The organism is uncultured Subdoligranulum sp., assembly GCF_937890665.1.
Genome location: NZ_CALADU010000275.1, coordinates 1 through 24,542 on the forward strand (window position 1 = coordinate 1; position 24,542 = coordinate 24,542).

Genomic DNA, 24,542 nt, shown 5'->3' on the forward strand with positions numbered 1-24,542 from the left:
GCCGGTTTGGAGATCGAGGAGGAAAAACTACCGGTATTCCGGCAGGCCATTAACGAATGGGCATCCCACTGCGCGCCCAAGACCGGTCCCAGCCTTTTGCAGTTGGACGCCGCGGTCACACTGGAAGAACTGACACTGGCCAACGTACGGGAATTGGAACGCTTGGCACCCTTTGGACGGGAAAACCCCACGCCGCTGCTGTTGGTGCAAAATGCCGTGATCGACGGTGTGTGGGCTATGGGCGCAGAGGGACGCCATACCCGCCTACGGCTGCGGCAGGGCAATCAAACGCTGTTCGCCTCATTGTTCGGCATTGCACCGCAAAAATTTGCCTATCCGGTAGGAACTGCGGTGGAAGCCGCGCTGGAGGTTTCGATCTTTTCGGGCCGCAGTGGGCCAATGGTATCAGCCCATCTTAAAGCCATTCGGCCCGCGGGGTTAACCAATACACCCAGTGAGCAGGCTGCTTGGTTCGAGGCGTTTGCCACCGGTACGGTATTGGAGCCGGCACGGGCTGCGGCTTTGCTGCCGGAACGAGCCGATACGGTACAGCTCTATAAACGGATTCGCAGCGGGCAGGTGTTTGCGACAGATTTGCAGCCTGTCTTTGCCGCGCAAGGGGCAGAAAATACCGGCAAAACGTTGGCCAGCCTAACGGCGTTGCAGGAATTGGGCCTTATCGAAGAGCAGGAAGGCCGCTGGCTGCCGGTACCGGTTACACAAAAGCAAGATCTGGCTGCGGCGCCTGTGCTGCAAAAGTTGGCGCAGCAAGCAGCGATCACCTAAGTTTAAAGGGGGAGAATTACGCATGGGGAACATCGAGACAACGAAAGAAATGCAAACAGAAGCGGAAACCAAGATGCCCATCACCTACAACGACCTGAAGAAACACATGGTCGACAGCGGGCGCCCCTACGATTTTGGAATGATCGATCAGGCCTATGCCTTGGCCGAACAGGCACATGGCGGGCAGCGGCGTCGCAGCGGGGAACCGTATATCTGTCACCCGCTTTCGGTAGCGCAGATTCTGGTGGATCTTGGCATGGATAGTGAGAGCATTGCGGCGGCTCTTATGCACGATGTGGCTGAGGATACGCCGGTTACGGTGGCAGAGATCAAGCAGAAATTCGGCCCGGAAGTAGCGCTTTTGGTGGATGGTGTCACCAAACTGACCCAGATTAAGTTTTCCAATGTAGAGGACCGACAGGCTGAAAACCTGCGCAAGATGTTGCTGGCCATGAGTCAGGATGTGCGGGTCATGATCATCAAATTGTGCGACCGCCTGCACAATATGCGGACAGGGGATGCTTGGCCGGAACAAAAGCGCCGGGATAAAGCGTTGGAAACGATGGAAGTCTATGCCCCTATTGCGCACCGGCTGGGAATTTCCAACATCAAAGAGGAACTGGAAGACCGCAGTCTGCATTATCTGGATCCTATCGGATACGAAACCATCAGCGACTTGCTGAACAAACACGGTGATGAGTTTTTGCATACTGTCTGCCACACGATTGCCCGCCATCTGGCAGAAAATGGTATTCCCAAGGCGACGATTCGTCATCGTGTCAAGAGCATCTACGGGATTTACCGTAAGATGTATATGCAAAATAAGGATTTTGAGGAAATTTACGATATCTATGCGGTGCGCATTATTTTGGAAAATGTTCCGGAGTGTTATACCGCTTTGGGACTAATCCACGATATGTACCATCCCTTGCCCAACCGATTCAAGGATTACATCTCTACGCCGAAACCCAACGGCTATCAGAGTTTGCATACCACGGTTATCGGCAGGGAGGCCATTCCCTTTGAAGTGCAGATCCGTACCTGGGATATGGACCGCATGGCGGAATACGGCATTGCCGCCCACTGGAAGTATAAGGCGGGAATCACCGGCAGTTCCAACGATAAACTGGATGAGCGCCTTGCGTGGGTACGCCAACTGTTGGAAAGTCAGCGGTCCAGTGCCGATGCTACGGACCTGCTCAGTGACATTAAGAGCGATCTGCTGCCGGAGGAAGTCTTTGCCTTTACACCGCGGGGCGATGTGATCAATCTGCCCGCCGGCGCCACGGTGATCGACTTTGCCTACGCCATCCATTCGGCGGTAGGCAACCGGATGATCGGGGCAAAGGTCAACAATCGCATTGTTTCCATCGATCATAAAGTACAAACCGGTGAAATCATCGAGATTTTAACCGGACCGGAGAACCGCGGCCCCAGCCGGGATTGGCTTACGATTGTCAAGACCAGCGAAGCGAAAAACAAGATCCGCAACTGGTTTAAAAAGGAGCGGCGGGAAGAGAATATCGAGGAAGGGCGCAACGCTTTGGAACGAGAGCTGCGCCGCAATATGATTATCCTTACCGACGAGCAGCGGCCTCCCTTTATGGAAAATCTGGCACGCCGGAACCACTGCAACACGGTGGAAGAAATGTATGCGGCGATCGGGTACGGTGGTTTGCAGCTTTCCCGGATGCTCTCCAAAATCAAAGAAGAGTACGCCAAACTCAAAGAAACAGAACCAAAACCCATCACGGTGGAACTCAAGCATATACATTCCTCCGACGGTGTGGTGGTGGAAGGTATTGATAACTGCCCCATCAAGTTTGCGAAGTGCTGCTCTCCGCTGCCCGGTGACGATATTATCGGTTTTGTGACCCGTGGCTTTGGTGTTTCCATTCATAAGCGGGACTGTGCCAATGTGCGGGAGAGCATGCGCCATCCCGAGAACGCGGACCGTTGGGTACGTGCTTATTGGGCGGATGATGCCAAAGAAAATTACAAGGCATCGTTGGAGCTGACCTGTATGGATCGTGCCAACCTTGTTTCGGACATTGCATTGGCTTTGGGGGATATGCGGGTGCCGATTTATTCGCTGATGGCCCGTGCAGCCGAGCAAGGTCGGGCCCGTATGAGCCTGACTGTGGGTATTACCAATACCGAGCACCTCAACAGTGTGGTAGCACGTCTGAAGAAGGTCAAGGACGTGATCAGCGTGATCCGCAGCTGATTCCATCTAGAACAAAAGGAGAAACAAACCCTATGAGAGCGGTGATTCAGCGCGTGACCGAGGCTTCGGTCGCGGTAAACGGCGGTCCGGAACGACGGATCGGACCGGGACTTGTAATTCTGCTGGGAGTACGGGAAACCGATGATTTGGCGATTGTACCCAAATTGGCAGAAAAATGTGCGAATCTGCGCATTTTTGAAGATGAGGCCGGCAAACTGAACCGAAGCGCGGTAGAGTTGGGATACGAAGCGTTGGTGGTTTCCAACTTTACCTTGTATGGTGATACTGCTAAGGGCAAACGCCCCAGTTTCAGTCATGCCGCCAAGGCTGATTTGGCGGTGCCCTGCTATGAGCAATTTTTGTGCGAACTCGGCAAACAGGGCCTTCGGGCTGTACAGCATGGAGAATTCGGCGCAGATATGCAGGTTCGCCTGCTCAATGACGGCCCGGTTACCATTGTCATTGACACCGACGAATGGAAAAAGTAGGAGGAACGCCATGAAGATCCAACATATTCACGGGTTGGCCCCGTTGTACACCAATACCTTTTTACTTGTGACCGATGCGGGACATGGGATCATCGTGGATCCGGCGGCGGCACCGCAGACCTATCTGGATGCGCTGCAAAAAGCTGGTGCAGAGCTTACCCACATTCTGCTTACCCATGGCCACTATGACCATGTGGGCGCTGTGGCGGCCTTGCGCCAAAAGACCGGGTGCCATGTGTATATGGACCCGGTGGATGCCATGGGCAGCCAGATGCTGCCGCTGACCAAAGACTTGGTAGATCAGAATTGGCCCGCTGACGGAAAACTGAAGATCGACGAATTGACTTTTACGGTGTATCATACACCGGGTCATACACCGGGAAGTGTCTGCTTGGTTTGCGGGGACGTGATGTTCAGCGGCGATACGCTGTTCGCCGGTTCCTGCGGGCGCACCGATCTGCCGGGGGGCAGCATGCGGCAGATGCAGCAAAGTTTGTCGATGCTGGCGGCGCTGCCGTTGCCGGATACGCTCACGGTGTTGCCCGGTCATGAAGCCTTTTCTACCATGGGACAAGAACGGCGCTCCAACCCCTATCTGAATGGTGCGTGGTTCTAAGGACCCGATTCCGACCGGAAGGCGGATGGGAAGGAGAAACTATCTATGCAGATTGTTTTGCGCGGGATGGCCGCCGGCTACGAAGCGGAGCATACCGCTCGGCTGTTTTTCCCCGGCGCTGAAAAAACAGGACAGGTGCCGGAGACGGGGGACTGCGTGCTGGCTGTCAGCCATGAGAAGACAGACTTTGTGCTGTTTCGTAAGGGTGAAGAGATGTGGTGGCTCAGCGAACCTCGTGAGGAACAAGCGGATGCGGAATATGCGCTTTGTCGGCTACTCTACCAACTTTTGTGTGAAAAAACCGGACAAAATCCCCCTTGGGGGATGATGACCGGCGTGCGCCCGGTACGGATCATCCATGATTTGCGGGCGATGGGGGCCACCGAAGCAGAGATTGCAGAGCGGTTCCTTGGGCATTTTGCCTGTACACCGCAAAAATTCGAGTTGGCGCGCGGCATCGCAAACTTGCAACGCCCGGTGTTGGAAAATGCTGATCCTATGGATTGCAGCGTCTATGCAGGCATTCCGTTTTGTCCCACACGCTGCAGTTATTGCAGTTTCGTTTCTCGGACTGTGGGGGATAAGGCGACCCGCGCACTGGTCCAACCGTATGTAGATAAGCTGTGCGAAGAATTGACCGCAATCCGGCAAACAGCAGATCGCTGTGGGCTGCGCATTCGTACGTTTTATATTGGCGGCGGTACCCCCACCAGCCTTTCGGCTGCACAGTTGGAACAGTTGATGGCACATATTGCCGCAACTTTTGACTTAGATGCACTGGATGAATACACGGTGGAGGCGGGACGCCCTGATTGTACCGATCTGGAAAAACTGCGTATCCTAAAACAATACGGCGCTACGAGAATTTCCATCAACCCGCAGACTTTCTCGGATGAAGTGCTTCGCAACATTGGCCGACGTCATTCGGCGCAGGATATTATCGATTGCTTTGCCGCTGCGCGTTCGGTAGGACACGACAACATCAATATGGATCTGATTGCCGGACTTCCCGGGGATACTGTGGAAGATTTTACCCGAAGTTTGGAACAAGCCATCGCGCTGGATCCCGAAAACATCACGGTGCATACCTTGACCTTGAAGCGCGCGTCGGATCTGGTGGTGGAACACCGAGCCGCTGCGTATGATGATGTGGCGGCCATGTTGGAACGATGTGTTGCGCTGCAACAAGCGGGATACCGACCGTATTATCTTTACCGTCAGAAAGGAACCCTGCAAAATCTGGAAAACATCGGGTGGGCCAAGCCGGGCCGGGAATGTCTGTACAATATCTATATTATGGAGGAAGTGCATACCATTCTTTCGGCGGGAGCCGGCGGGTCCACGAAATTGGTGATTCCCGGCAAACGCCACGGCAAGATTGAACGAATCTTCAACTTTAAATATCCCACGGAATACATCGACCGTTTTCAAGAGATACTGGCCCGCAAACAGGGCGTGGAGGATTTCTATGAACGTTGCACAACGCAAACGCTTTGTCAGCCGTGAATTGGTAGCGCTGGCGGCGGCTCAGCCGAAAGCTTTAATGGAACTGTGCGAGCGGCAATATCAGGAGCGAATTGACACCATTGCACAGGAGATTCTTTCCAGCGGACGTCATATCGTTATGCTCACCGGTGCTTCGGCAGCGGGCAAAACAACTTCGGCTCATAAACTGGCCGCTTCCATTCAGGCAAAGGGGCGGCGCGGCGTGGTGCTGAGTTTGGATGACTTTTACGTTGGCGCCGGACGTTATCCCAAGAATAGTGATGGCAGCGATGATTATGAGAGCTTGCAGTCACTGGATCTTCCGGTCTTGCAGCGTTGTCTGGATGCGCTGCACAGAGAGAGCGTTTGTCAGGCGCCGGTCTTTGACTTTATGCTGCAACAGCCCAATGGCGTGCAGACCATCGACTGCCGTGACGGTGTGGTGATCATCGAAGGACTGCATGCGCTAAACCCGGCTTTGACGGAAAAACTGCCCAAAGAAGCAGTGTTCTGCCTGTATGCGGGGCTGCGGGAGGAATACGCGACGCTGGACGGTGAACGTTGTCTGGCTACACGGGACATTCGCTTGGCACGCCGCCTGATTCGGGATTTTTTGTTCCGGGGACATGGCGCCTCCTTCACGCTGGGGCTTTGGGGGCATGTCTGCGATGGGGAAGACCGGTATATCAAACCTTTCAAACCCCGGGCGGATCTGCTGCTGGATACCACCCACACCTACGAAGTCTGTTTGTGGCATAAGGTGTTAGACCGTATGCCGGAAGATCCGGAGCTTACCCCTTCGCAGGAGCGGCAATTTGAAGCACTGCGTAAAAAATTCTTGCCTTTCCCGGCATTGGATACGGATTTGGTGCCGGAGCAGAGTCTGCTGCGGGAATTTATCGGCTCGGAAACGCCGTAAATTCACGGAAAATATACATTTGTGCGTTGCAAACGCCGGGGGAATCCGGTATAATAGGCATAAAGAGCGCGGCGGAGCGAGAGCTGCGCACGTTTAAAGAAAGAGGTGTTTCCTATGTTTGAACTGGATATCGAAATGCTGAAGGAACAAGGCCTGCAGCTGGTGGACACCGCCAAAAAGACCGCGCAGGATCTGGCCGATAAAGGGAAAAACCAGTTGGATCTGATGAACCAGCAGGCACGTTTGTCCAGAGCACAGCGTCAGCTTGGGGCGCTTGTTTATAGCCTGCACAAAGCGGGCGAGGAAAATCAGCCCCTCGTGGATAAATATATCGAAGCCGTTGCCGAGGTAGAGAAGGCGATTGAAGAGATCAAAGCCAATATGTCCCCTGAGGAATATATGGCGGCAGAAGCGGCTGCGGAAGAAGCAGAAGAAGTGGAAGAAACCGCCGAACCGGAGGAAGAAGAGATCGAGGAAGAACCCGTACAGCTGCGTGGGGAAACCAAAATCTGCCCGGTTTGTAAAGCAGAAGTAGACGGTGATGCGTTGTTCTGCAATCACTGCGGCGCCCAGCTGTAAAATGCATATGGCAGCTGCAATGCCAAAAAACGCGGTGCAGCAATGAAAAAACTTTCTTGCGGGCGGTGCTGCGGCTGTGGTACCGCCCGCAAGGCTTGACAAATTCCGGATTGGGAGTAAAATATTGCGTACTGCCCAGCTGTGGTACGCTGCATTTGCTTATGAGTGTGTATCCAGTCAAAGAAACATATACCGCCGACGATTTGGTTGCCATCCTTGCAATCTTGCGGGACCCCGAAAAAGGCTGCCCGTGGGATAAGGTCCAGACCCATGAATCCATTCGGATGAATTTTCTGGAAGAAGCATACGAGGCCGTGGATGCTATCGACTTGAAAGATTCGCATCTTCTGTGCGAAGAACTCGGCGATGTGCTGATGCAGGTTGCCTTTCATACCCAGATCGAGCAGGAGGCCGGCCATTTTACTTGGCAGGAAGTTTGCAATGGCGTTTGCCGCAAACTGATCCAGCGTCACCCGCATATTTTTGGTGGGGAGGAAGGCATAAAAGACTGGGATACGCTCAAAAATAAGGAAAAGGGCCGCTTGACCCTGCAAGATGATCTGGCCAGCGTGCCGCAGGCGCTTCCCGCGCTGATGCGGGCTGCCAAGCTGCAAAAGCGTGCGGAACGTTATGGTGTGCAGATCACGGCGAGTGCAGAAGCACTGGCGCAGGAAGCCCAAACAATGCAAACCGAGGCAGCGCAAGCGGAACAAGCGGTGGGAAGACTTCTTTTTGAAGCCGTTGCTTTGGCACGGCAGGCGGGAGTAGACCCGGAACAGGCGTTACAGCGCTACAATGCCGCCTTTTTGCAGAGCATCGAAACACACGAAAGCTGAGAAGCCGGCGCAGGAATTTTCCCGCAGCCGCTTTTGGCAGATAAATTACTTTGGAGGTACAAACCATGACGAAAGTTGAATTGATCGCTGCTGTTGCGAACGAAGCGAATCTGACCAAGAAGGATGCCGAGCAGGCGGTCAACACTGCTCTGAACGCCATTACCGAGGCGCTCAAGAACGGCGAGAAGGTCACGTTGGTTGGCTTCGGCACTTTTGAGGTTCGTGAGCGTCCGGCTCGCAAAGGCCGCAACCCGCAGACCGGTGCTGAGATCACCATCGAAGCATCCAAGCTGCCTGCTTTCAAGGCCGGCAAGGCTCTGAAGGACGCTGTGCAGTAAGCATTGTACCTTGTTTGCCCCGTCGCCACTGGCGATGGGGCTGTTTTTTCATCGGAGGCATATATGCGTTTAGATAAATATTTGAAAGTTAGTCGTCTGATCAAGCGCCGCACCTTGGCCAACGAGGTAGCCGATGCGGGGCGGGTGCTGGTCAATGATAAACCGGCCAAGGCCAGCTACGCCGTCAAGGTGGGGGATGTGATCGAGATCACCTTCGGCAATCGCCCCGTGAAGGTGCGGGTATTGGCGGTAGAAGAACCCAAAGGCAAGGATGTAGCCCGGGAATTGTTTGAAGTAATCAGTCAATAGTCATATTTTCCCACCCAGCCGCATATCGTAGAAGTGTACACCGAATTGCGGAGGAGGGGACAACCGTTATGCCGGAAACCAAAACCGAGCCGATCCGGACCAAGGCGCCTGCGCTGGAAAACCAACCACGCAGCCACAGCCTCGCCCTCAAAGATCGCCGTCATCTGGCGGTGACAGGGGTGAGCCGAGTCATCAGTTGCGATGAATCGGCAGCTGTGCTGGAAACGCCGCTGGGTAACTTGACCATCGGTGGGCAGGAATTGCAGGTCAGCGAATTGTCAGTGCAAAGCGGGCAGGTACAACTGTCCGGCAAGATCGAGTATCTGCAATACGCAGAAAACCGGCAGTCCAACGGCGGTGTTTTAGCCCGCCTGTTCCGCTGAGATGACCTCGGCACCGGCCGCATGGGCCGTATGGGGGGACGTTCTGTGGAGTGTGGGTCTCGGCTGTCTGCTAGGATTTGGGCGAGATCTTGCAGGACTTTTGCTGGGGGAAGGTCCATTCCGCCGGTTCTGGTTGGACCTGCTGGCGTTTGCGGCTGCGGCTGTCTTGGTCTGCGGCTTTTCGGCCGGTGCCAGTGCCAGCGGTGTGACGCGCTGGTATATGACGGCCGCGATGCTGGCGGGAGCAACGGCATGGTATCTGGCTGTGCGCCCCAGCCTGCATCGCGTGTTGAGGGGATTGGGACGAGGGATGCTTTGTCCGTTTCGAATCCTTCATAAAAGGATAGTTCGCCCCCTGATGCATCGCTGTGCAGGTAGATTGTGCCGCATTTTGCCGAACAACAGAAAGAAAAAAGCCCAGAAAAAGACAAAAATCGGAAAAAAGCAGTTGCAAAAGCCGTCGAAAATATTATATAATTAGCCATACGTAGTGTTGCGCGTTCTACACGCACGATTCCACGCAATTTGTGGAGAAAGGGGGCGTCCCGAATCATGAGCAAGCGTCGCGGATTGCTCCCGCAATGGTTGATTGCAGCGGTCTTTTTAGCTTTGTGCGGCTATCTGTTTGTTAGCTTGATTCATTATCAGGTTTCCATCGGTTCCAAACAGCAGGAACTGTTGAGTGTGCAAAGCCAGCTTAGCAATCAACTGACGGAGAATGCAGAACTTTCCAACACACTGGAACAGGGCGAGGATGCGATCATTGAACGGTATGCCCGCGAACAGGGGTATGCCAAACCCAATGAGCGTGTTTTTGTGGATATCAGCGGCAAATAACAGCCAGAACCAATGGTTCAGCAGGGGAGCTTTGCGGCAACCCTTCTGCATAAATCAATCAAAAGAAAAAGGGGTATTCTAGTTTGGCATTACAAGTTGGGGATATCGTCGAGGGCAAGGTAACCGGAATCAAGCCGTTCGGCGCGTTCGTCTCTCTGCCGGAGGGCAAGACCGGTCTTGTCCACATTTCGGAGGTTTCCTACGAGTTCGTGCAGGATCTCTCCGCCGTGCTCGAGGACGGGCAAACGGTTTCCGTGAAAGTGCTCTCCATTGCACCGGACGGGAAGATTGCGCTGTCCATCAAGCGCACGCAGCCCGCACCGGAGCGTGGTGCCCGTCCGCAGGGCGGCGGTGCGCGTCCGGCCCACAAGCCGAAGCGCGAGGAGAAGCCCCGTGTTTGGCAGCCCAAACCCGCTGCACCGCAGGGCGAGATGAGCTTTGAGGATATGATGGCCCGCTACAAATCCCGCAGCGAAGAAAAAATCGCAGACCTCAAGCGTGTGACGGAAAACCACCGTGGTGGGTATTCTCGCCGCCGCGGCTAAGTCTGCGTACCACAGTACAAGTACATGGCTCTACCCTGACGACTGCTTTGCCGCCGGGGTTAGAGCTTTTTTGCAAAAATCAGAAAGGAATTGTATGTCCACACTGTATACCTTGGTTGCCCCGTGCTTTTTTGGCACAGAATCTATCCTGCATTTTGAGATCAAACGGTTGGGCGCTCAGAATATTCAAGTTACCGATGGCCGTATTGCTTTTCAAGGCGATGCCGACATGATTGCTGCGGCCAACCTACAGTTGCGCACGGCGGAGCGTGTTTTGGTGCAGTTAGCCAGCTACCGGGCAACGACTTTTGACGAACTGTTTGATGGTTGTTATCACATTCCGTGGGAGGAGCTGCTGCCTGCCGATGCGGCCTTCCCGGTCAAAGGTTCCAGTTTGTCCAGCCAGCTTTCCAGTGTTCCGGCTTGCCAGAGCATTATCAAGAAAGCCGTTGTCAAGCGGCTCATGTCGGGACACCGAACCGGTACCCTGCCGGAGACCGGTGAGGTCTATAAGGTGCGCTTTGCGCTGCGCAAAAACCAAGTGGAGATCTATTTGGATACTTCGGGCGATGGATTGCATAAGCGCGGCTACCGCAAAAATGCGACACTGGCGCCCATCAAGGAAACCTTGGCGGCAGCCATTGCTGATCTGGGGCGAGTACGGCGCGATAGTCTGGTGCAGGATCCCTTCTGCGGATCGGGTACCTTGGTGATCGAAGCGGCCCAAAAGGCACTGAACTTGGCTCCGGGCCTTCGCCGGCGCTTCGCGGCCGAGCATTTTGCCTTTGTTCCGCCGGAAGTTTGGACGCGCCAACGGCAGAAGGCGTTGGAAGAGGTGCGCCGGGATGCTGCGTTTGAAGGGGTCGGTTACGACATTGACCCCGCAGCGGTGGCATTGGCCACCGCTAACGCCAAACTGGCCGGCGTGGGGGATTGCTGCCGTTTTGAGGTGGCGGATGTGAAAGACTTCCGGGCGGCGGAAGGGGCTACGGTGTTGACCAATCCCCCCTATGGCGAGCGGTTGGGAGATACCGCTGAGGCAGCTTCGTTGGCCCGCACGCTGGGACAAGTCTGGCAGCGCAATCCGGCACAGGGATTGTATGCTATCACGGCCGACGAAGAGTTTGAGCAGCATTTCGGTAAGAAGGCTGCCCGTCGCCGCAAGATTTATAACGGAATGATCCCTTGCCAGTTGTATATGTACTATGAACAGCCCAAGAGGTAATAGGATGGAAGACTTAAAACTGGCCATTTTGATTGACGCCGACAATATCTCGCCAAAATATGTCAAAGTAATTCTGGACGAGGCCGCGTCGTTTGGTGTGGCGGCTTGTAAGCGCATTTACGGGGATTGGTCGGATACACGCTTGAAAAGCTGGAAAGATGCTTTGCTGAACAATTCCATCATTCCCATCCAGCAGTACAGCTATACCACGGGGAAGAATGCCACTGACTCGGCAATGATCATTGACGCAATGGATCTTTTGTACGGTGGCAACTTGGACGGATTCTGTATCGTTTCCTCTGACAGTGACTTTACCCGTCTGGCGGCCCGTCTGCGGGAAGCCGGTAAGTTGGTAATTGGTATGGGGGAGAGCAAAGCGTTGGGACCGTTTGTAAAGGCCTGCGACCAGTTCAAATATTTGGATCTGATTTTGGACCACGGGGAACCGGATGTCACTAGCCCCGAGGCCCCGGCTGCCGAGGCACATGCACTGGCCAATGCGGGGGACGATACGGCAATCAACCGGGAATCCATCGAGCGGATTATCCATGGCCTGATCGGGGAGATGGATGACGGGACCGGGTGGGTTCGTACTTCCCGGGTGGGGGACCAGTTGATTAAGCGGTATCCCGACTTTGACGTGCGCAACTTTGGTTCTAAGAGCTTGAATAAATTCTTGGCTTCGTTGCCGGAGATGGAAGTGGAGGAACGCATCCTTTCTAACGGCAATCCGATTCAATTTGTGCGGATCCGCCCCACCCCGAAAAAGACAGCGATGCGGCGTCCTAGCGCAAAAAAGGCGCCGCGGCGTACAAACAATAAGAAAAAATAAACAATGCGCAGCATCTCAAAAGGATGCTGCGCATTGTTCTATGTCAGATGACAAGGCCGCCGTTTTGCCCAATGACCTGTCCGGTGATGTATCCGGAAGCAGGGTCTGCTAAAAATACCAGAGTGTGGGCAATTTCCTGCGGCGTTCCCAAACGCCCCACGGGGGTATCCTCCGCCAATGCAGCACGGTCTTCGTCAGTAAAACCGGCCATCATATCGGTATCGATGACACCCGGGGCCACGATGTTCACCGTAATGCCGCTGGGGCCTTCCTCCTTGGCCAAGGCTTTACCAAGGCCGATCAGCCCCGCTTTGGCGGCACTATACGCTACTTCGCAGCTGCCGCCGGTTTGCCCCCACATGCTGCTTACCAGAAGAATGCGACCGTATTTTTGGTGGATCATCCCGGGCAATACAGCGCGGCAGGCGTAAAAGGCACCGTCCAGATCTACCGCCATCAGACGCCGCCAGTCTTCATCGGTGGTGTCGGTAAACAGCTTTTGCTGTGCAATGCCTGCATTGCATACCAGCACCTGCAACGGACCGAGGGCTTGTGTGGCCTGTTGCACAGCCTCTGCTACTTGCTGGGAATCTCCCGCGTCGGCACGAAGGGCTAAAAAGGACTGGGCCGGTGCCGCGGCGCGAGCCTGCGCCAACACGGTTTCAGCGGCATCGGGATGGGTGTTCCAAGTAAATGCAACGTCATATCCTGCCTGTGCAAAAGCCAGCACAGCGGCGGCGCCGATTCCACGGCTGCCGCCGGTAATCAATACAGTTTGTTTCATAGCGGTTTCTTCTTTCGTTTTTCTCGCAGTCTTACAAAAAACTGCTGCAGCAAGGCCTGTGCCTCCTCCTGCAAAAGCCCTTGTTCGATCACCGGGTGATGGTTGAAGGGCAGGGCAAACAAATCCGTTAAACTGCCGCAGCATCCCGCCTTGGGATCTCGGGCACCATACACCACCCGCCGCAGACGGCTATTGATGATAGCGCCGCTGCACATAGGGCAGGGTTCCAACGTTACAAACAGCTCGCACTGCCAAAGTCGCCAACCGCCTAAGGCTTTGCAGGCGGCATCAATCGCCAATAACTCCGCGTGATAGATGGCGTTTTTGCCGCTTTCCCGCAAATTGTGGGCCTTAGCAATGATCTGTCCGTCCTTGGCGATGACAGCCCCCACGGGTACTTCGCCCAAGTCGGCGGCGATTTGAGCCTCCGCTAAGGCGACTCGCATCAGTTCTTCGTCGGTCATTTTCCATTCCTCACGGCATTATACAATAAAAAAGGTATACAGCAGCAAAAATGCGATGGTCAGCGTGTAGGCGGGGCTGGTAAATACATCTAGCACATCCACACCGGGATGCAACCCCACCGAGAAGCGAAATCCTTGCTTCCGCGCATGGTAGAGCAACCATAGACTGAACAGCGGGAAGAACACCACAATAAACAATTCCAGAGCGAAAGCGAGATTTTCCGGCGCATACAGGCGCAGATACAGGCTTAAAAATGCCAGACAGTTGTTGGTGAAATGAAGCAACATTCCGGGAAGGATACTGCCCGACCGTTCGGCCAGCCAGCCGAGAAACACCGCGCAAACCAAAGCGGTCAAGCCCTGGATGGGGTTTAGATGCAGCAACGCAAACAGAAGAGCTGGCCCAAAAATGGCGACGGAACTCCCACAGGGGCGCAGCAGTCCTTGCAATGCGCCACGGAAAAACAGTTCTTCTCCAATGGCCGGCAAGACGCAAAGAACCAAAAACTGTAAAAACAGTTCAAAACCGCCGCTGGGTAGACGAGTGGTGGAACTTTCAATCCCCAATAGATGGGAGAGTAGGGCACCGGCCAGATTGCTGATGTTGGCCAGCCCCAAAAAGACTGGCAGACAAAAGGCGGGGCTCCAGGGCGCAGGTAGCGTGATACGCAAATCTCGCCCTTGCAGTCGGGTAAAACGAAGCATCCACCACAACGGGATGGCAATGGCGCCGATTCCGATGAGTAACTGAAAAAGACCAATGCTGACATCGGTGAAGCCCACCGGCTTCGCCATGCTGGCGCCCGGTTGAATCCACCCCATAATGGTGCTGACGATTGTATATAAAATGGAACGCACCAACAAATAAAATAAAGCAGCGATCGCACACCAACTGGCGGCGCCGCGTACACCACGTGACTTTGCCATTCTCTCATTCCTTACAAACTGTCATTGTGTATTATCATAACACACCGCCGAACACAGCGCAATAAAAAAAGACCCAACCGGTGTGCGGGCCGGTAAGGTCGTGGAGGGAGAGAGGAGTCAACGCATATCTGCAATGTGCGTTGCAGGCATTGACTTTCTTCTACTATGATAGTACAGTATAGACGTGAAGTAAAGTACAATTTTTTCATACGGAAGATGAAAATGTTTCACGAATGGAGGCTTTCTGAATGACGTTGACGGACTGCCAGATTTTGATGATCGTAGCGCAGCTTGGGACCTTTGCGGCGGCAGCGGAACAACTGCATCTTACCCCCTCCGCCATCAGCCATGCGGTTTCCGGTATGGAGGCGGAGTGCGGTTTTCCCTTGTTTACCCGAACCAAAAGTGGGGTTACGATGACTGCCGCGGGGGAAAGTCTGTTCCCTTCCATCCGGCAGATGCTCAACAGCAGCGAACTGTTGGACCAATCCATCGCACAAATCAATGGCATGCACAAGGGTGTACTGCGTCTGGGGGTATTCAATTCGGCTTGCGTCACATGGATGCCGCAACTGGTGCCGCCATTTCAGAAAGAGTTTCCCGGAATCGATGTGCAGATCTATCAGGGGTCTTATGAAGATATCGCCATCTGGCTGAAAAACGGTGTGGTGGAGTTGGGGTTCCTCTCCAATTCCAGCGCCAAGGATCTGGATTTTGAGGCGCTGTATGAAGACCCGCTGATCTGCATTGCTCCGGCCTCCTACAAACCGAAACGCCCGGGCTGTGTCTGGGCAGAAGAATTGCAGGGTCAGCCTTTTGTGAGCCAGCAGGCGGACGTGGACGCAGATATTCAGAGCTATTTTAAAAAGAATGATCTCCATGTAAACAGCCACTGCTATATTGTGGATGACCAATCGATGATTGCAATGGTCTCCTGCGGACAAGGACTGGCCATTATGCCGGAATTGATGTTTAAGATGGGCACGGACCATCGCGGCTGTCAGGTTCTGCGTTTGGAACCGGCGGCAGGGCGCAGCATCGGAGTGGCCTGCTTGTCCCGACGTGGTTTGTCCCCGGCGGCCAGCCGTTTTATCGAACACGCCCGGGCTTATGCCCAGACACTCAAATAATAAGACGGGGCTTTTCAAATTCAGAGAAAAAGAGTATAATAAGTTGTTAATGAGTAAAAGGGGGAAGTGCCATGCCAGGCGATTTACACACCCACAGCACCTATTCCGACGGGTCCACCCCCGCAGAAAAACTGCCGTTTTTGGCCCGATGTGCCGGGATGACCCATCTGGCCATCTCGGACCACGATTCCATGCGTGGCGTGCGGTACGCGTATGCCCATCCTACACAAGAAGGCGTACACCTTATCCCGGCGGTGGAGATGACGGCCTACGATTATGAGCGGGCGCATCGTGTGCACCTTTTGTGCTATTGGCCGGATGACTGTGCGCCATTGGTGGAATTTTGCGACTTGATGGCGGAACGCCGCCGGACAGCCGTCTTGCAAAGCTGCCGGGAATTGGAGGAAATCTGTCCGCAGTTCCGCACCGAGGAAGCGTTGGAGTTGGCGAAGGACAGCGGCACGCTTTTCAAGGCCCATGTGATGCGGATACTATGGCAATACGGTTTGGCAGACGGTATGTACAACGAGGTGTACCGTTCTCTGTTTGGCCTCAAGCCGGTGCGGGGGCGGATCCTGCACACACCCCGGTATGAGCCGGTGGATGATGTGCTGGCGCTGGTCAAAGCGTGCCGTGGCGTGGTCGTGTTGGCGCATCCCAGCGTGTACCACAGTATGGAACTGGCGCGGGAACTCATCGCGGCGGGGCGGCTGGATGGCGTGGAGATTGATCATCCCCGCAATACGCCGGAAGACAAAGCGGAACTGTTGCGTCTTGCGAAGGAAAACGATCTGCTGATTACCGGTGGAACGGATTACCACGGTTTGAACACGGTAACGCCGCGTCCGGTAGGGGCGTTTGCCACCAAGGACGATCAGATTGTGCGGTTGGCCAATTTGGCAAAGGCGCGCAAAATCTCCAATAAGAAAGCACAATAAAAGGAGCATGTCATTATCATGAAATACGTTTACAATAATAAAGGCACTTGTTCTGTGCGCACCGAAGTGGAACTCAACGCGGATCACACCATTGCGGAAGTCCGCGTGTTGGGGGGCTGCAACGGCAACCTGAAAGGTATTTCCAGCCTGCTTGTCGGCATGAAAGCGGAGGATGCCATTGCCCGGATGGAGGGCACTACCTGCGGCAATAAGCCTACCAGTTGCCCGGACCAGATCGCGCAGGCCCTTAAAGGCGCGCTGGCAGAACTGTGATCAAAAAGGAGCCATCCATGGACTGCTTCCATTATCCACTGGATACCGAGACACTGCTGCGTAAAAAGCGGCGCCTGCGCCGGGAACTGTTGGCGCAAAATCCCCATCCGCTGCATAAAAAAATTGCCATTCTGGGCGGTTCCACCACCAATGAGGTGGCCGACCAGTTGGGACTATTTTTGCTGCAATACGGTATTGAAGCGGAGTTTTATCAAAGCGAGTACGCTCAATATTGGCAGGACGCCATGTTCGGCACGCCGGAATTGGATGCCTTTGCTCCGGATGTGATTTACATTCACACCACGTGGCGGAATCTGACGGAGCTGCCCACCACAGCAGATACGGCAGAGCAAATTGACGCGATGTTGGAAGCGCAATATACGCATTTTGAAACAATGTGGCAGGCGCTGGAACAAAAATTTGCCTGCCCGGTAATCCAGAATAACTTTGACCGCCCCAACTATCGCTTGATGGGCAACCGGGATATCTGGGATGTCCACGGTCGGTCCAACTTCATCAGCCGCCTAAACCAGAAGTTTTATGCCTATGCGGCAACCCACGAGCATTTCTATATCAATGACATCGACTACCTTTCGGCAGACTATGGTTTGACTGCATGGGGTGATGCCTTCTATTGGCATATGTACAAATACGCCATGTGTTTGGATGCTATTCCGTCGTTGGCGAACAGTGTAGCCAATATCATCAAGTCGCTGTATGGCCGCAACAAAAAGGCGCTGGTTTTGGATTTGGATAACACGTTGTGGGGCGGTATCGTCGGGGACGACGGCGTAGATGGATTGGCCATTGGACCGGAGGTGCCGGAAGGACAGGTCTATGCCGAGTTCCAAAGCTACTGCAAGGCGCTGAAAAGTATCGGCGTGATTCTGGCGGTGGATTCCAAAAATGAGGAAGCCAATGCACTGGCGGGTTTGAACCACCCCGACGGTGTGCTGCGCCCAGAGGATTTTGTAGCCATTAAGGCCAACTGGGAACCGAAAGACCAAAACCTAAAAGCCATTGCTGCCGAACTCAGTTTGGGGGCGGATAGCTTTGTTTTTGCCGACGATAACCCGGCAGAACGCGCGATTGTTGCCGCGCAGGTGCCCGGTGTGGCCACGCCGACCTTGGACGGTGCAGAAAACTATATCAAGACTTTGGATCACGGCGGCTATTTTGAGGTCACGACCTTGTCGCAAGAGGATCTAAAAAAGACAGAGTTGTACCATCAAAATGCGCAGCGTGCGGCGGCGCAGGCGGCATTCAGCGACTACGGTGCCTATCTGGACAGCTTGGAGATGACGGCGGCAATCCATGGGTTTGATTCGCTGTACATCCAACGGATCGCACAGCTTACCAACAAGTCCAATCAATTCAATTTAACTACGCTGCGCTGTTCCGAGGATGATATTCGTGGGATGGCGCAGGATGAACGGCGTCTTTGCCTGTGCGGCAAGCTGACCGACAAGTTTGGAGATAACGGCATTGTTACGGTTGTCTGCGGCGAGCAGAACGAAGACGAATTGCATCTTCGTCTGTGGCTGATGAGCTGCCGTGTGTTGAAACGCGGTATGGAAGACGCCATGATGGACACCGTTATGGAAGAAGCGGCAGCCCGTGGCATAAAAACGGTGTACGGATATTATTATCCCACTGCGAAAAATGGCATGGTGCGGGAGTTTTATGGCTCTTTTGGCTTTGCAAAAATTGACGAGGACGAGCAGGGAAATACCACGTGGAAACTGGATGTTGCTGCCTATACACCGCGTCACCCGCACATGAAGATCGAACGCTGACCGAAAGGAGAGGCTATGAAAAGAACCGCCCTGCGAAAATGTGGGGCCGTGGCTTTGTTTTTGCTGCTGACAGCAGCTTTGTTTGCTGCGGTGGACTTTTTGCTGGTGGATGATGTACACTCCTATTCCCGCGTTATGCTGCAAGAAATGTATGCGCAAGCGGGGCAGATCGACACGCTGTTTCTCGGGTCGTCCCACTGTTACCGCAGTGTGGAACCGTCGGTGGTAGATGAAGCGCTGGGAACCCATAGCTTCAATGCAGGGTCCTCGCAGCAACTGCCGGACGGGTCTTATACCATGCTGCAAGAAGCTGCGGCACAAAATCCGCTCAAGACAGTGTATCTGGAGATGTTCTACACCGGCTACAATCAAAGCGCCTCCAGCGATGTGCCGATGGCCTGTTATCTCTTGACCGATTTTATGCGTTGGGATTCTCCCTATCGGTATGAATACTTGTGGGAGATGGGAGGACTGGCCGGCTTTGCGGACCTCATCCTTCCCGCACGGCACGGTGTGGCACAGCCGGAAACCTTGCCCTCTTTGTGGCGTGCTAAATTGACCGATGGATATGAGCTGGGAAATTATCAGTATGTGACCTATCCCGAAGACGGGGAAGCGTACCGCGGCAACGGGTTTGTGTATACGGAAGGTACCGCACAGGACGGGTTCGCTACACTCTTGAATGTGGATCCGGAACAACCGCTTTCGGACTTTGGATGGGAATATCTGACCCGCATTGCGGATTTTTGTCAGGAAAATGAGATTCGGCTGGTCTTGTTCACTGCGCCGCTGCCCAGTGCTTACCTATATTACACGGAAAACTATCAATCCTATGTGGACGCGGTGCAGGCGTTTGCTGCCCAGTACAACACGGTGTATTGGGATTTCTCTCTTTATCGGGACCGCAAGGCGATGGATCTTGGCGGCGGTGATTTTTCTGATGCGCACCACCTCAATGGGGTTGGCGCAGAAAAATTTACAGCCTTACTCAGTGAAGTGATTGCTCGTGATGCGGCAGGGGAGGATACAACCCAACTGTTCTGCGATACCGTAGAGGAAAAACTGACGGATTGGGCAGACAATACCATTTTTATGGCAGATGCGCAAAGATTTTTCTATTAAAAGGAGGTCCTGCCATGCTGGCGGTTACTTCGCCGGGGTTTGTTGTATTTGCGGCTTTGTTGGTGGGGCTTTGGTATCGCTGTAAGCCGGCCCGCCGCTGGCAGTTGATGCTGGCGGCCAACGTGGTGTTTTATCTTTCTTTGGACTGGCAGGGCTTGGTGGTTCTGCTGGTTAGTTCTCTGCTCGTATGGGCGTGTGCAAAGCAGGCTCCCCACAAAACAGCGGCTTTTGTAGTGGGGCTACTGTCGGCGCTGGCACCGCTTTTGCTGCTCAAATACTATGTGGCGGCTGCCGGCGGGCTGCAACAGATGGTGGGGCTGCGGCTATGGCAGCCGGCTATATTGCAGCCCTTGGGTCTTGGCTATTTCAGTTTGGAATTGGTCAGCTATCTAGTGGATGTGCGCCGGAAAACTATTTTGCCCCAATGCAGTTGGGCGCGGGTGGTATGCTATGCATCGTGCTTTCTGTCCATCACGCAGGGACCCTTTAACCGCTATGGTGAATGGATGCCGCAACTGGATGCGCCTACCCAGTGGGATTCGCAGCGCGTTTGGCGAGGCGCCATGCGGTGCTGGTGGGGGTATTTCAAAAAAGTGGCGGTGGCGGACCGTGCGGCGGTAGTTGTGGCTGCGGCGTTTGCCGACCCGACGTCTTTTGACCGCACGCAACTTTTGATGGCCACCATTTTGTATTCCTTTCAGCTCTATGCCGACTTTTCCGGCTACACCGATATTGTGCTGGGAGTAGGGCAGGCACTGGGGCTCTCGCTGCCGGAAAACTTCCGTCAGCCGTTCCTTTCCGCGACGGTTAAAGAGCTTTGGTCCCGTTGGCATATGAGTTTGTCCCGGTGGTTGAAGGACTATGTTTATATCCCTTTGGGCGGCAGCCGATGCGGTCAAGCTAGGCGGGACGGCAATCTGATTTTGACGTTTTTGGTCAGCGGCCTTTGGCATGGGGCGGGTTTGACCTATCTTTTGTGGGGCTTTCTGCACGGCGTGCTGCAAGCGTTGGAAAACCATCTGCCATGGCGTCATGCTATTACCAAAGGGCGAGCTAGATTGGTCGGCGTTGCCGGAACGTTTTCCATTTTTGTCATTACATTTACCATTTTCCGCGCTTCCAGTATATCCAATGCCCTGCAATATTTTTCGGGGATTCTTCATAATGGCGGGCATGCGGCACTCAGCAACTACTGGGAGTTGGGGCTTTCTACCCGACAGGACCAGATACTGCTCTTTGTGGGGGTTGCGATCCTCATTGCTTCGGACCTTCTGCGGGAGCGTGGTGTGCGTTTGTTGGATCATTTGGCGGCGGCCCCAAAACCGCTTCGGTGGATTGTCTATGAAGGGATGGTCTTTTCCTTTCTATTTATGGGACAGTTCTTGGGCGGCGGAGGTTTTCTTTACGCCCGTTATTAATTGTGTGCGATTAGAACAAAAAACAAAAAAGCGCGGTCACCGAGAGGACGGTGACCGCGCTTTTGTCAACAAACAAGGGACGTTATCGATCTGGCTCGCAATCCAAAATGGAAGGGATATTCTCCCAGCGTTCCGGTGTGGTCTCGTATTGCGTGTGCAGCCAAGCAACGGCGGCATCCAACCCCTGTTGGTTGCCTTCAAATTCCTGCGTTTGAATTTTTTCTTCTGCAGTATGCTCAATACTCCACGGGCCGGGCCATGTGGAAGCGGTAAGATATTCAATCTTCTTTTTGCCACTTTCATCGTTAGGGTCCGCTTTTTTGCCGGGCGTAATCACATAACGCATCCCGCCTTCGGCTCCGGAATAGGGGTTGCCGTTGTGAAACCAGTGATAAATCGGAAAAGCATCCAGCATACTTATTGCTCCTTCTGCGAGAAATCGGTGGTGCGGGAAGTTGCCGCTTCTAGGTCGGAAATTCGTTTCTCCAACGCTTCGATCCTTTCAAAAGCGCGCAAAAACGCAAAGGCTAGCAATGCCAAGAAGAAGGCGCATGCGGCCCCCGCGCCGTACAAGTTTGCGCGAAAATCAAACAATAGCGCTCCGCCAAAAAAGAGAAATGTTTCGGTAAAGAAAAGAATTGCAGCAAAAATCCGGAGAAAGGACTTCATACAGACCTCCTTTGTAAGGGGGCAAACCTTCATTTATCAATGATTGTATTATATAACATCTGCTTTGCTTCGACAAGAGAAAACGGAAAAACGGGATTGACAAAGAAGAACCTTTGCGGTAAAATAAACTAGTCATGCGGGATTAGCTCATCCGGTAGAGTGACTGCTTCCCAAGCAGTAGGTGGCGAGTTCGAGACTCGTATCCCGCTCCAAAAACGCCTTGAATTTAACGATGATTCGTTGATTCGAGGCGCTTTCTTCTTTTTGCTATGCAACATTTTCACCACCTAAAAAGCCGTGCTAAGCCTCGTAAACCTGTACGTAAGCCTGTATGAAAAAACAGGTGGCGAAACTTTTTGATGGGTCAAAATTTCCATATATAAGAAAAATCCCCCCAGCTTGTAAGATCTACTTACAAGTTGGGGGATTGTTATTATTCTTTAGGAGTGACGTCGGTATCGTCCGACAGATCAATCTGATTCTCAGCCATTTTCTTTCCGGCGGCCAGCATCTTGGTAATCCAAGTGGGCACCGGCGCGCCCATCTCGGTGGCATTCTCGGCGATGGATCCCAGCTCAGTGAAAATGTACCAGACCAGAATAACCGGCAGCACCAGCACGGAGTACTGAACGCCCAGACCGGGGATATGCTCCACGGCCACACCCAGAATAAAATCGGTCATGCCGGCCACGGCAACCACCAGAATCATGCCGACCTTGTGCCAGATTCCTGCCCGGGCTGTGGCGCTGGACCACTGGCCATGCGCTGCAGCGGCCGCGGATCCGCTCGCCCAGTCGATGACCATGCAGATAAGCCAGACAAAGATGACTTTGCCCAGCCATCCCATCTCAGATCCAAGAAAAACGGTAATGGCCACAAAGGCCGCTTTGATAGTCAGAAAAATGTTGTTGCTGTCCATGTATGTACTCCTTACACATATTTGCTGTGGTAAAGCTCCTGCGCGCACAGCCCAAGCTGGTCGCAGCGGCGCATGATGTACCATGCGTCACCGCTGGACACCGGTCCGATGGTGAGCGTCTGGGTGAGCTTGTCCGCGTCGCCCCAATCGCTGTGGTACAGTTCCTGTTTGGTCAGCCCGAGGCTTTCACAGAGTGCCTGCAGATTGAGGGCATCGCCCATAGTGACAGGCCCGATGGTCAGCAGCTGCTTGCAAGTGCTCATGTCCGGTGCCGGGTCGGGGTCCGGTGCCGTGAACCCGTTGAGGCCCGCCGCCTGCACGATGGCAGGATAGTCCTTGTAGACTCGGTTGCAGTCCAGACTGTTGCCGTATCCCGGGATACCCAGCGGGTTCTGGCTACTGTACTGCCAGATGCCGTAGGGCAGCGGACAGGTGCAGGCGCTGCCGTACTGGGCGGCCCAGACATCGTAATAGGCCAGTTCTCTCCAGTTGAGTTTTGTCTGGATGAAATTGGTACTGGCGTAGAGGATGCCGTAATAGCCGGCGGCCTCCACCTCGCTCAGGAAGGCTTTGACCATCTCCGTACGGGTAGCATTGTCCAGTGCCAAGATGCCCGGCTCATACTCGATGTCATATGCTACGGGCATGCCGGGCTTCAGTCCCTGAATCACTTGCAGGCAGCAGCGTGCCTCCTGACGGGCCTGCGTGGGGCTGGTAGCATAGCTGTACCAGTAGGCGCCCCACTGCACACCGTGGAGTTCGCAGCCCGCTACGTTGCGCTTGAACTGGGGGTCCGTCTGCCGGACACTGTTGCCGTAGCCCGCCCGCAGCATAGCGTGGCCGACCCCGGCGTTTTTGACGGCAGCCCAGTCGACAGTTCCCTGCCATTTGCTCACATCAATCGCATCAAACATTTTCAAACCTCCAGTTCAACTTCTTCCCATGCGCTGGGCAGTCCAGCGGCATCCCATACACAGTCATCCTGTTTACAGCGGTATATCTTGCCATCTTCGGCAAGGTAGCATTCGCCTGTCATGTACATGCCACTCTGCCCTTCGGGAGCAACCCACGGTTTTGCCTTTGTGGGGTCTTTGGTATGGCATAGGCCCCACAGCGCCCGCAGCGTGCTGGGGCGACCCTCGTAGTCTGCGGCACGGTGTGGCAGAATCAGTGTCCATACCTGCCCACCGTCGGCCACCGGCGCGCCCACAGGCCAACCGGTATAATCCTGCTGCTTGTCCCATGCGGGCACCGCCCGCTCCATGGCGATGATGGCCGTGCCGTCCATCTCCGCCGCGCTCTCGCGCAGCTCGGTAGCCTCACGCTGGCCCAGACTGCGCAGCACATCCAGCACCAATGTCTTAGCATCCATGCTCATGCCATGCCCACCCCCTCGTTGTAAGCTGCCGCCAGCTCGTTCCATGTAGCAACATCCGCATCCGGCACATCCGGATCCGTGCTCGGCTCATCCTCCTTCGGGCGCCAAAAAAGGCAATCCTCGTATACAGACTCCTCATGGCGCAGCCCGTCCGGAGGATAGCGAGCCACGGAGCCTTCCAGTACAACTTTTTGCGTCCCGATATATCTTTTGCCGGGATAGGTGTAGCCAGCCTCCAGATCGGGATTCTCAATTTCTTCACCGGTAAGGGCGTTATAAGTTTTCATATGTACCTCACATTATTGAGACATTAAGGTTT

General features: G+C 54.2%; 29 protein-coding genes, 1 tRNA gene and 1 pseudogene. 22 read left to right on the plus strand and 9 right to left on the minus strand.

Annotated features, from left to right (window positions below; genetic code table 11):
* From Q0526_RS15430 to Q0526_RS15500, 15 genes and pseudogenes are all read left to right on the plus strand, one after another.
* Positions 1-786: pseudogene (locus tag Q0526_RS15430) on the plus strand (single-stranded-DNA-specific exonuclease RecJ); the annotation flags it as partial.
* 22 nt (positions 787-808) lie between these two features.
* Entirely contained in the window at positions 809-3,013 is a 2,205-nt protein-coding gene (locus Q0526_RS15435) for a bifunctional (p)ppGpp synthetase/guanosine-3',5'-bis(diphosphate) 3'-pyrophosphohydrolase (protein ID WP_298735494.1), read from the plus strand.
* A gap of 32 nt (positions 3,014-3,045) precedes the next feature.
* On the plus strand, positions 3,046-3,501 hold the full coding sequence (gene dtd / locus Q0526_RS15440) for a D-aminoacyl-tRNA deacylase (RefSeq protein WP_298735496.1): 456 nt from the start codon (positions 3,046-3,048) through the stop codon (positions 3,499-3,501).
* 10 nt (positions 3,502-3,511) lie between these two features.
* Complete coding sequence (locus tag Q0526_RS15445) at positions 3,512-4,117, plus strand: MBL fold metallo-hydrolase (protein WP_298735498.1); 606 nt, start codon at positions 3,512-3,514, stop codon at positions 4,115-4,117.
* Positions 4,118-4,162: 45 nt separating this feature from the next.
* Positions 4,163-5,623, plus strand: coding sequence for a coproporphyrinogen dehydrogenase HemZ (gene hemZ, locus Q0526_RS15450; RefSeq protein ID WP_298735500.1), 1,461 nt, complete (start codon positions 4,163-4,165; stop codon positions 5,621-5,623).
* Entirely contained in the window at positions 5,586-6,521 is a 936-nt protein-coding gene (locus tag Q0526_RS15455; RefSeq protein ID WP_298735502.1) for a nucleoside kinase, read from the plus strand. The genes hemZ and Q0526_RS15455 overlap by 38 nt, the downstream gene beginning before the upstream one ends.
* Before the next feature lie 114 nt (positions 6,522-6,635).
* Complete coding sequence (locus Q0526_RS15460; RefSeq protein WP_298735503.1) at positions 6,636-7,100, plus strand: zinc ribbon domain-containing protein; 465 nt, start codon at positions 6,636-6,638, stop codon at positions 7,098-7,100.
* Positions 7,101-7,261: 161 nt separating this feature from the next.
* A complete protein-coding gene (locus Q0526_RS15465; RefSeq protein WP_298735505.1) occupies positions 7,262-7,936 on the plus strand; it encodes a MazG family protein in 675 nt (224 codons plus the stop codon).
* Positions 7,937-8,001: 65 nt separating this feature from the next.
* Positions 8,002-8,274, plus strand: a complete 273-nt coding sequence (locus tag Q0526_RS15470; RefSeq protein WP_204650214.1) for an HU family DNA-binding protein — start codon at positions 8,002-8,004, stop codon at positions 8,272-8,274.
* Positions 8,275-8,337: 63 nt separating this feature from the next.
* Positions 8,338-8,583, plus strand: a complete 246-nt coding sequence (locus tag Q0526_RS15475) for an RNA-binding S4 domain-containing protein (protein WP_298735509.1) — start codon at positions 8,338-8,340, stop codon at positions 8,581-8,583.
* A 68-nt stretch (positions 8,584-8,651) separates the two neighbouring features.
* The gene (gene yabP, locus Q0526_RS15480) at positions 8,652-8,966 is read left to right on the plus strand and encodes a sporulation protein YabP (RefSeq protein ID WP_298735511.1); all 315 of its coding nucleotides are present in this window, start codon (positions 8,652-8,654) and stop codon (positions 8,964-8,966) included.
* Between the two features lie 552 nt (positions 8,967-9,518).
* Positions 9,519-9,803 (plus strand): septum formation initiator family protein, encoded by a 285-nt coding sequence (locus Q0526_RS15485; protein ID WP_298735513.1) that lies wholly within the window; start codon positions 9,519-9,521, stop codon positions 9,801-9,803.
* Positions 9,804-9,886: 83 nt separating this feature from the next.
* Positions 9,887-10,348: a S1 RNA-binding domain-containing protein gene (locus Q0526_RS15490; RefSeq protein WP_298735515.1), complete on the plus strand. Its 462-nt coding sequence runs from the start codon at positions 9,887-9,889 to the stop codon at positions 10,346-10,348.
* 94 nt (positions 10,349-10,442) lie between these two features.
* Complete coding sequence (locus Q0526_RS15495) at positions 10,443-11,573, plus strand: class I SAM-dependent RNA methyltransferase (protein WP_298735517.1); 1,131 nt, start codon at positions 10,443-10,445, stop codon at positions 11,571-11,573.
* A 4-nt stretch (positions 11,574-11,577) separates the two neighbouring features.
* Positions 11,578-12,405, plus strand: a complete 828-nt coding sequence (locus Q0526_RS15500) for an NYN domain-containing protein (protein ID WP_298735520.1) — start codon at positions 11,578-11,580, stop codon at positions 12,403-12,405.
* Between the two features lie 43 nt (positions 12,406-12,448).
* Here Q0526_RS15500 and Q0526_RS15505 read toward each other — a convergent pair whose 3' ends face one another.
* From Q0526_RS15505 to Q0526_RS15515, 3 genes are read right to left on the minus strand one after another with little or no spacing between them, the layout of a single operon-like run.
* Entirely contained in the window at positions 12,449-13,189 is a 741-nt protein-coding gene (locus Q0526_RS15505) for an SDR family NAD(P)-dependent oxidoreductase (protein ID WP_298735522.1), read from the minus strand.
* Entirely contained in the window at positions 13,186-13,653 is a 468-nt protein-coding gene (locus Q0526_RS15510; RefSeq protein ID WP_298735524.1) for a nucleoside deaminase, read from the minus strand. The genes Q0526_RS15505 and Q0526_RS15510 overlap by 4 nt, the downstream gene beginning before the upstream one ends.
* Positions 13,654-13,671: 18 nt before the next feature.
* Entirely contained in the window at positions 13,672-14,580 is a 909-nt protein-coding gene (locus Q0526_RS15515; protein ID WP_298735525.1) for a CPBP family intramembrane glutamic endopeptidase, read from the minus strand.
* 248 nt (positions 14,581-14,828) lie between these two features.
* Between Q0526_RS15515 and Q0526_RS15520 the strand changes: the two genes are divergently transcribed.
* From Q0526_RS15520 to Q0526_RS15545, 6 genes are all read left to right on the plus strand, one after another.
* Positions 14,829-15,710: a LysR family transcriptional regulator gene (locus Q0526_RS15520; protein ID WP_298735527.1), complete on the plus strand. Its 882-nt coding sequence runs from the start codon at positions 14,829-14,831 to the stop codon at positions 15,708-15,710.
* A gap of 71 nt (positions 15,711-15,781) precedes the next feature.
* Positions 15,782-16,648 carry a PHP domain-containing protein gene (locus tag Q0526_RS15525; RefSeq protein WP_298735531.1) on the plus strand — a complete coding sequence of 289 codons (867 nt, stop codon included), beginning with the start codon at positions 15,782-15,784 and terminating at the stop codon, positions 16,646-16,648.
* Between the two features lie 18 nt (positions 16,649-16,666).
* Positions 16,667-16,921, plus strand: a complete 255-nt coding sequence (locus Q0526_RS15530) for a TIGR03905 family TSCPD domain-containing protein (RefSeq protein WP_298735533.1) — start codon at positions 16,667-16,669, stop codon at positions 16,919-16,921.
* 17 nt (positions 16,922-16,938) lie between these two features.
* On the plus strand, positions 16,939-18,717 hold the full coding sequence (locus Q0526_RS15535; RefSeq protein WP_298735535.1) for an HAD family hydrolase: 1,779 nt from the start codon (positions 16,939-16,941) through the stop codon (positions 18,715-18,717).
* Between the two features lie 15 nt (positions 18,718-18,732).
* On the plus strand, positions 18,733-19,839 hold the full coding sequence (locus tag Q0526_RS15540) for a hypothetical protein (protein ID WP_298735537.1): 1,107 nt from the start codon (positions 18,733-18,735) through the stop codon (positions 19,837-19,839).
* Positions 19,840-19,853: 14 nt separating this feature from the next.
* A complete protein-coding gene (locus Q0526_RS15545) occupies positions 19,854-21,257 on the plus strand; it encodes an MBOAT family O-acyltransferase (protein ID WP_298735539.1) in 1,404 nt (467 codons plus the stop codon).
* Positions 21,258-21,339: 82 nt separating this feature from the next.
* Here Q0526_RS15545 and Q0526_RS15550 read toward each other — a convergent pair whose 3' ends face one another.
* Positions 21,340-21,672 (minus strand): hypothetical protein, encoded by a 333-nt coding sequence (locus Q0526_RS15550; protein WP_298735542.1) that lies wholly within the window; start codon positions 21,670-21,672, stop codon positions 21,340-21,342.
* A 2-nt stretch (positions 21,673-21,674) separates the two neighbouring features.
* Positions 21,675-21,926 carry a hypothetical protein gene (locus Q0526_RS15555; protein ID WP_298735545.1) on the minus strand — a complete coding sequence of 84 codons (252 nt, stop codon included), beginning with the start codon at positions 21,924-21,926 and terminating at the stop codon, positions 21,675-21,677.
* A gap of 136 nt (positions 21,927-22,062) precedes the next feature.
* Between Q0526_RS15555 and Q0526_RS15560 the strand changes: the two genes are divergently transcribed.
* A tRNA-Gly gene (locus Q0526_RS15560) sits at positions 22,063-22,138 on the plus strand.
* A gap of 221 nt (positions 22,139-22,359) precedes the next feature.
* On the opposite strand, the gene Q0526_RS15565 is transcribed toward Q0526_RS15560, so the two are convergent.
* Genes Q0526_RS15565 through Q0526_RS15580 form a run of 4 tightly spaced genes read right to left on the minus strand, consistent with a single transcriptional unit; the run spans position 22,360 to position 24,510 of the window.
* Positions 22,360-22,845: a phage holin family protein gene (locus Q0526_RS15565; RefSeq protein WP_298735548.1), complete on the minus strand. Its 486-nt coding sequence runs from the start codon at positions 22,843-22,845 to the stop codon at positions 22,360-22,362.
* Between the two features lie 11 nt (positions 22,846-22,856).
* Entirely contained in the window at positions 22,857-23,759 is a 903-nt protein-coding gene (locus Q0526_RS15570; RefSeq protein WP_298735552.1) for a glycoside hydrolase family 25 protein, read from the minus strand.
* A 2-nt stretch (positions 23,760-23,761) separates the two neighbouring features.
* The gene (locus Q0526_RS15575; protein WP_298735555.1) at positions 23,762-24,223 is read right to left on the minus strand and encodes a hypothetical protein; all 462 of its coding nucleotides are present in this window, start codon (positions 24,221-24,223) and stop codon (positions 23,762-23,764) included.
* A complete protein-coding gene (locus Q0526_RS15580; RefSeq protein WP_298735558.1) occupies positions 24,220-24,510 on the minus strand; it encodes a hypothetical protein in 291 nt (96 codons plus the stop codon). Before Q0526_RS15580 ends, Q0526_RS15575 begins: the two co-directional genes overlap by 4 nt.
* Between the last annotated feature and the right edge of the window lie 32 nt (positions 24,511-24,542).

Bases quoted from the DNA above. Each gene is read 5' to 3' on its own strand.
- Q0526_RS15435 (WP_298735494.1), top strand. From the start codon at position 809: ATGGGGAACATCGAGACAACGAAAGAAATGCAAACAGAAGCGGAAACC.
- dtd (WP_298735496.1), top strand. From the start codon at position 3,046: ATGAGAGCGGTGATTCAGCGCGTGACCGAGGCTTCGGTCGCGGTAAAC.
- Q0526_RS15445 (WP_298735498.1), top strand. From the start codon at position 3,512: ATGAAGATCCAACATATTCACGGGTTGGCCCCGTTGTACACCAATACC.
- hemZ (WP_298735500.1), top strand. From the start codon at position 4,163: ATGCAGATTGTTTTGCGCGGGATGGCCGCCGGCTACGAAGCGGAGCAT.
- Q0526_RS15455 (WP_298735502.1), top strand. From the start codon at position 5,586: ATGAACGTTGCACAACGCAAACGCTTTGTCAGCCGTGAATTGGTAGCG.
- Q0526_RS15460 (WP_298735503.1), top strand. From the start codon at position 6,636: ATGTTTGAACTGGATATCGAAATGCTGAAGGAACAAGGCCTGCAGCTG.
- Q0526_RS15465 (WP_298735505.1), top strand. From the start codon at position 7,262: ATGAGTGTGTATCCAGTCAAAGAAACATATACCGCCGACGATTTGGTT.
- Q0526_RS15470 (WP_204650214.1), top strand. From the start codon at position 8,002: ATGACGAAAGTTGAATTGATCGCTGCTGTTGCGAACGAAGCGAATCTG.
- Q0526_RS15475 (WP_298735509.1), top strand. From the start codon at position 8,338: ATGCGTTTAGATAAATATTTGAAAGTTAGTCGTCTGATCAAGCGCCGC.
- yabP (WP_298735511.1), top strand. From the start codon at position 8,652: ATGCCGGAAACCAAAACCGAGCCGATCCGGACCAAGGCGCCTGCGCTG.
- Q0526_RS15485 (WP_298735513.1), top strand. From the start codon at position 9,519: ATGAGCAAGCGTCGCGGATTGCTCCCGCAATGGTTGATTGCAGCGGTC.
- Q0526_RS15495 (WP_298735517.1), top strand. From the start codon at position 10,443: ATGTCCACACTGTATACCTTGGTTGCCCCGTGCTTTTTTGGCACAGAA.
- Q0526_RS15500 (WP_298735520.1), top strand. From the start codon at position 11,578: ATGGAAGACTTAAAACTGGCCATTTTGATTGACGCCGACAATATCTCG.
- Q0526_RS15505 (WP_298735522.1), bottom strand. From the start codon at position 13,189: ATGAAACAAACTGTATTGATTACCGGCGGCAGCCGTGGAATCGGCGCC.
- Q0526_RS15510 (WP_298735524.1), bottom strand. From the start codon at position 13,653: ATGACCGACGAAGAACTGATGCGAGTCGCCTTAGCGGAGGCTCAAATC.
- Q0526_RS15515 (WP_298735525.1), bottom strand. From the start codon at position 14,580: ATGGCAAAGTCACGTGGTGTACGCGGCGCCGCCAGTTGGTGTGCGATC.
- Q0526_RS15520 (WP_298735527.1), top strand. From the start codon at position 14,829: ATGACGTTGACGGACTGCCAGATTTTGATGATCGTAGCGCAGCTTGGG.
- Q0526_RS15525 (WP_298735531.1), top strand. From the start codon at position 15,782: ATGCCAGGCGATTTACACACCCACAGCACCTATTCCGACGGGTCCACC.
- Q0526_RS15530 (WP_298735533.1), top strand. From the start codon at position 16,667: ATGAAATACGTTTACAATAATAAAGGCACTTGTTCTGTGCGCACCGAA.
- Q0526_RS15535 (WP_298735535.1), top strand. From the start codon at position 16,939: ATGGACTGCTTCCATTATCCACTGGATACCGAGACACTGCTGCGTAAA.
- Q0526_RS15540 (WP_298735537.1), top strand. From the start codon at position 18,733: ATGAAAAGAACCGCCCTGCGAAAATGTGGGGCCGTGGCTTTGTTTTTG.
- Q0526_RS15545 (WP_298735539.1), top strand. From the start codon at position 19,854: ATGCTGGCGGTTACTTCGCCGGGGTTTGTTGTATTTGCGGCTTTGTTG.
- Q0526_RS15550 (WP_298735542.1), bottom strand. From the start codon at position 21,672: ATGCTGGATGCTTTTCCGATTTATCACTGGTTTCACAACGGCAACCCC.
- Q0526_RS15555 (WP_298735545.1), bottom strand. From the start codon at position 21,926: ATGAAGTCCTTTCTCCGGATTTTTGCTGCAATTCTTTTCTTTACCGAA.
- Q0526_RS15565 (WP_298735548.1), bottom strand. From the start codon at position 22,845: ATGGACAGCAACAACATTTTTCTGACTATCAAAGCGGCCTTTGTGGCC.
- Q0526_RS15570 (WP_298735552.1), bottom strand. From the start codon at position 23,759: ATGTTTGATGCGATTGATGTGAGCAAATGGCAGGGAACTGTCGACTGG.
- Q0526_RS15575 (WP_298735555.1), bottom strand. From the start codon at position 24,223: ATGAGCATGGATGCTAAGACATTGGTGCTGGATGTGCTGCGCAGTCTG.
- Q0526_RS15580 (WP_298735558.1), bottom strand. From the start codon at position 24,510: ATGAAAACTTATAACGCCCTTACCGGTGAAGAAATTGAGAATCCCGAT.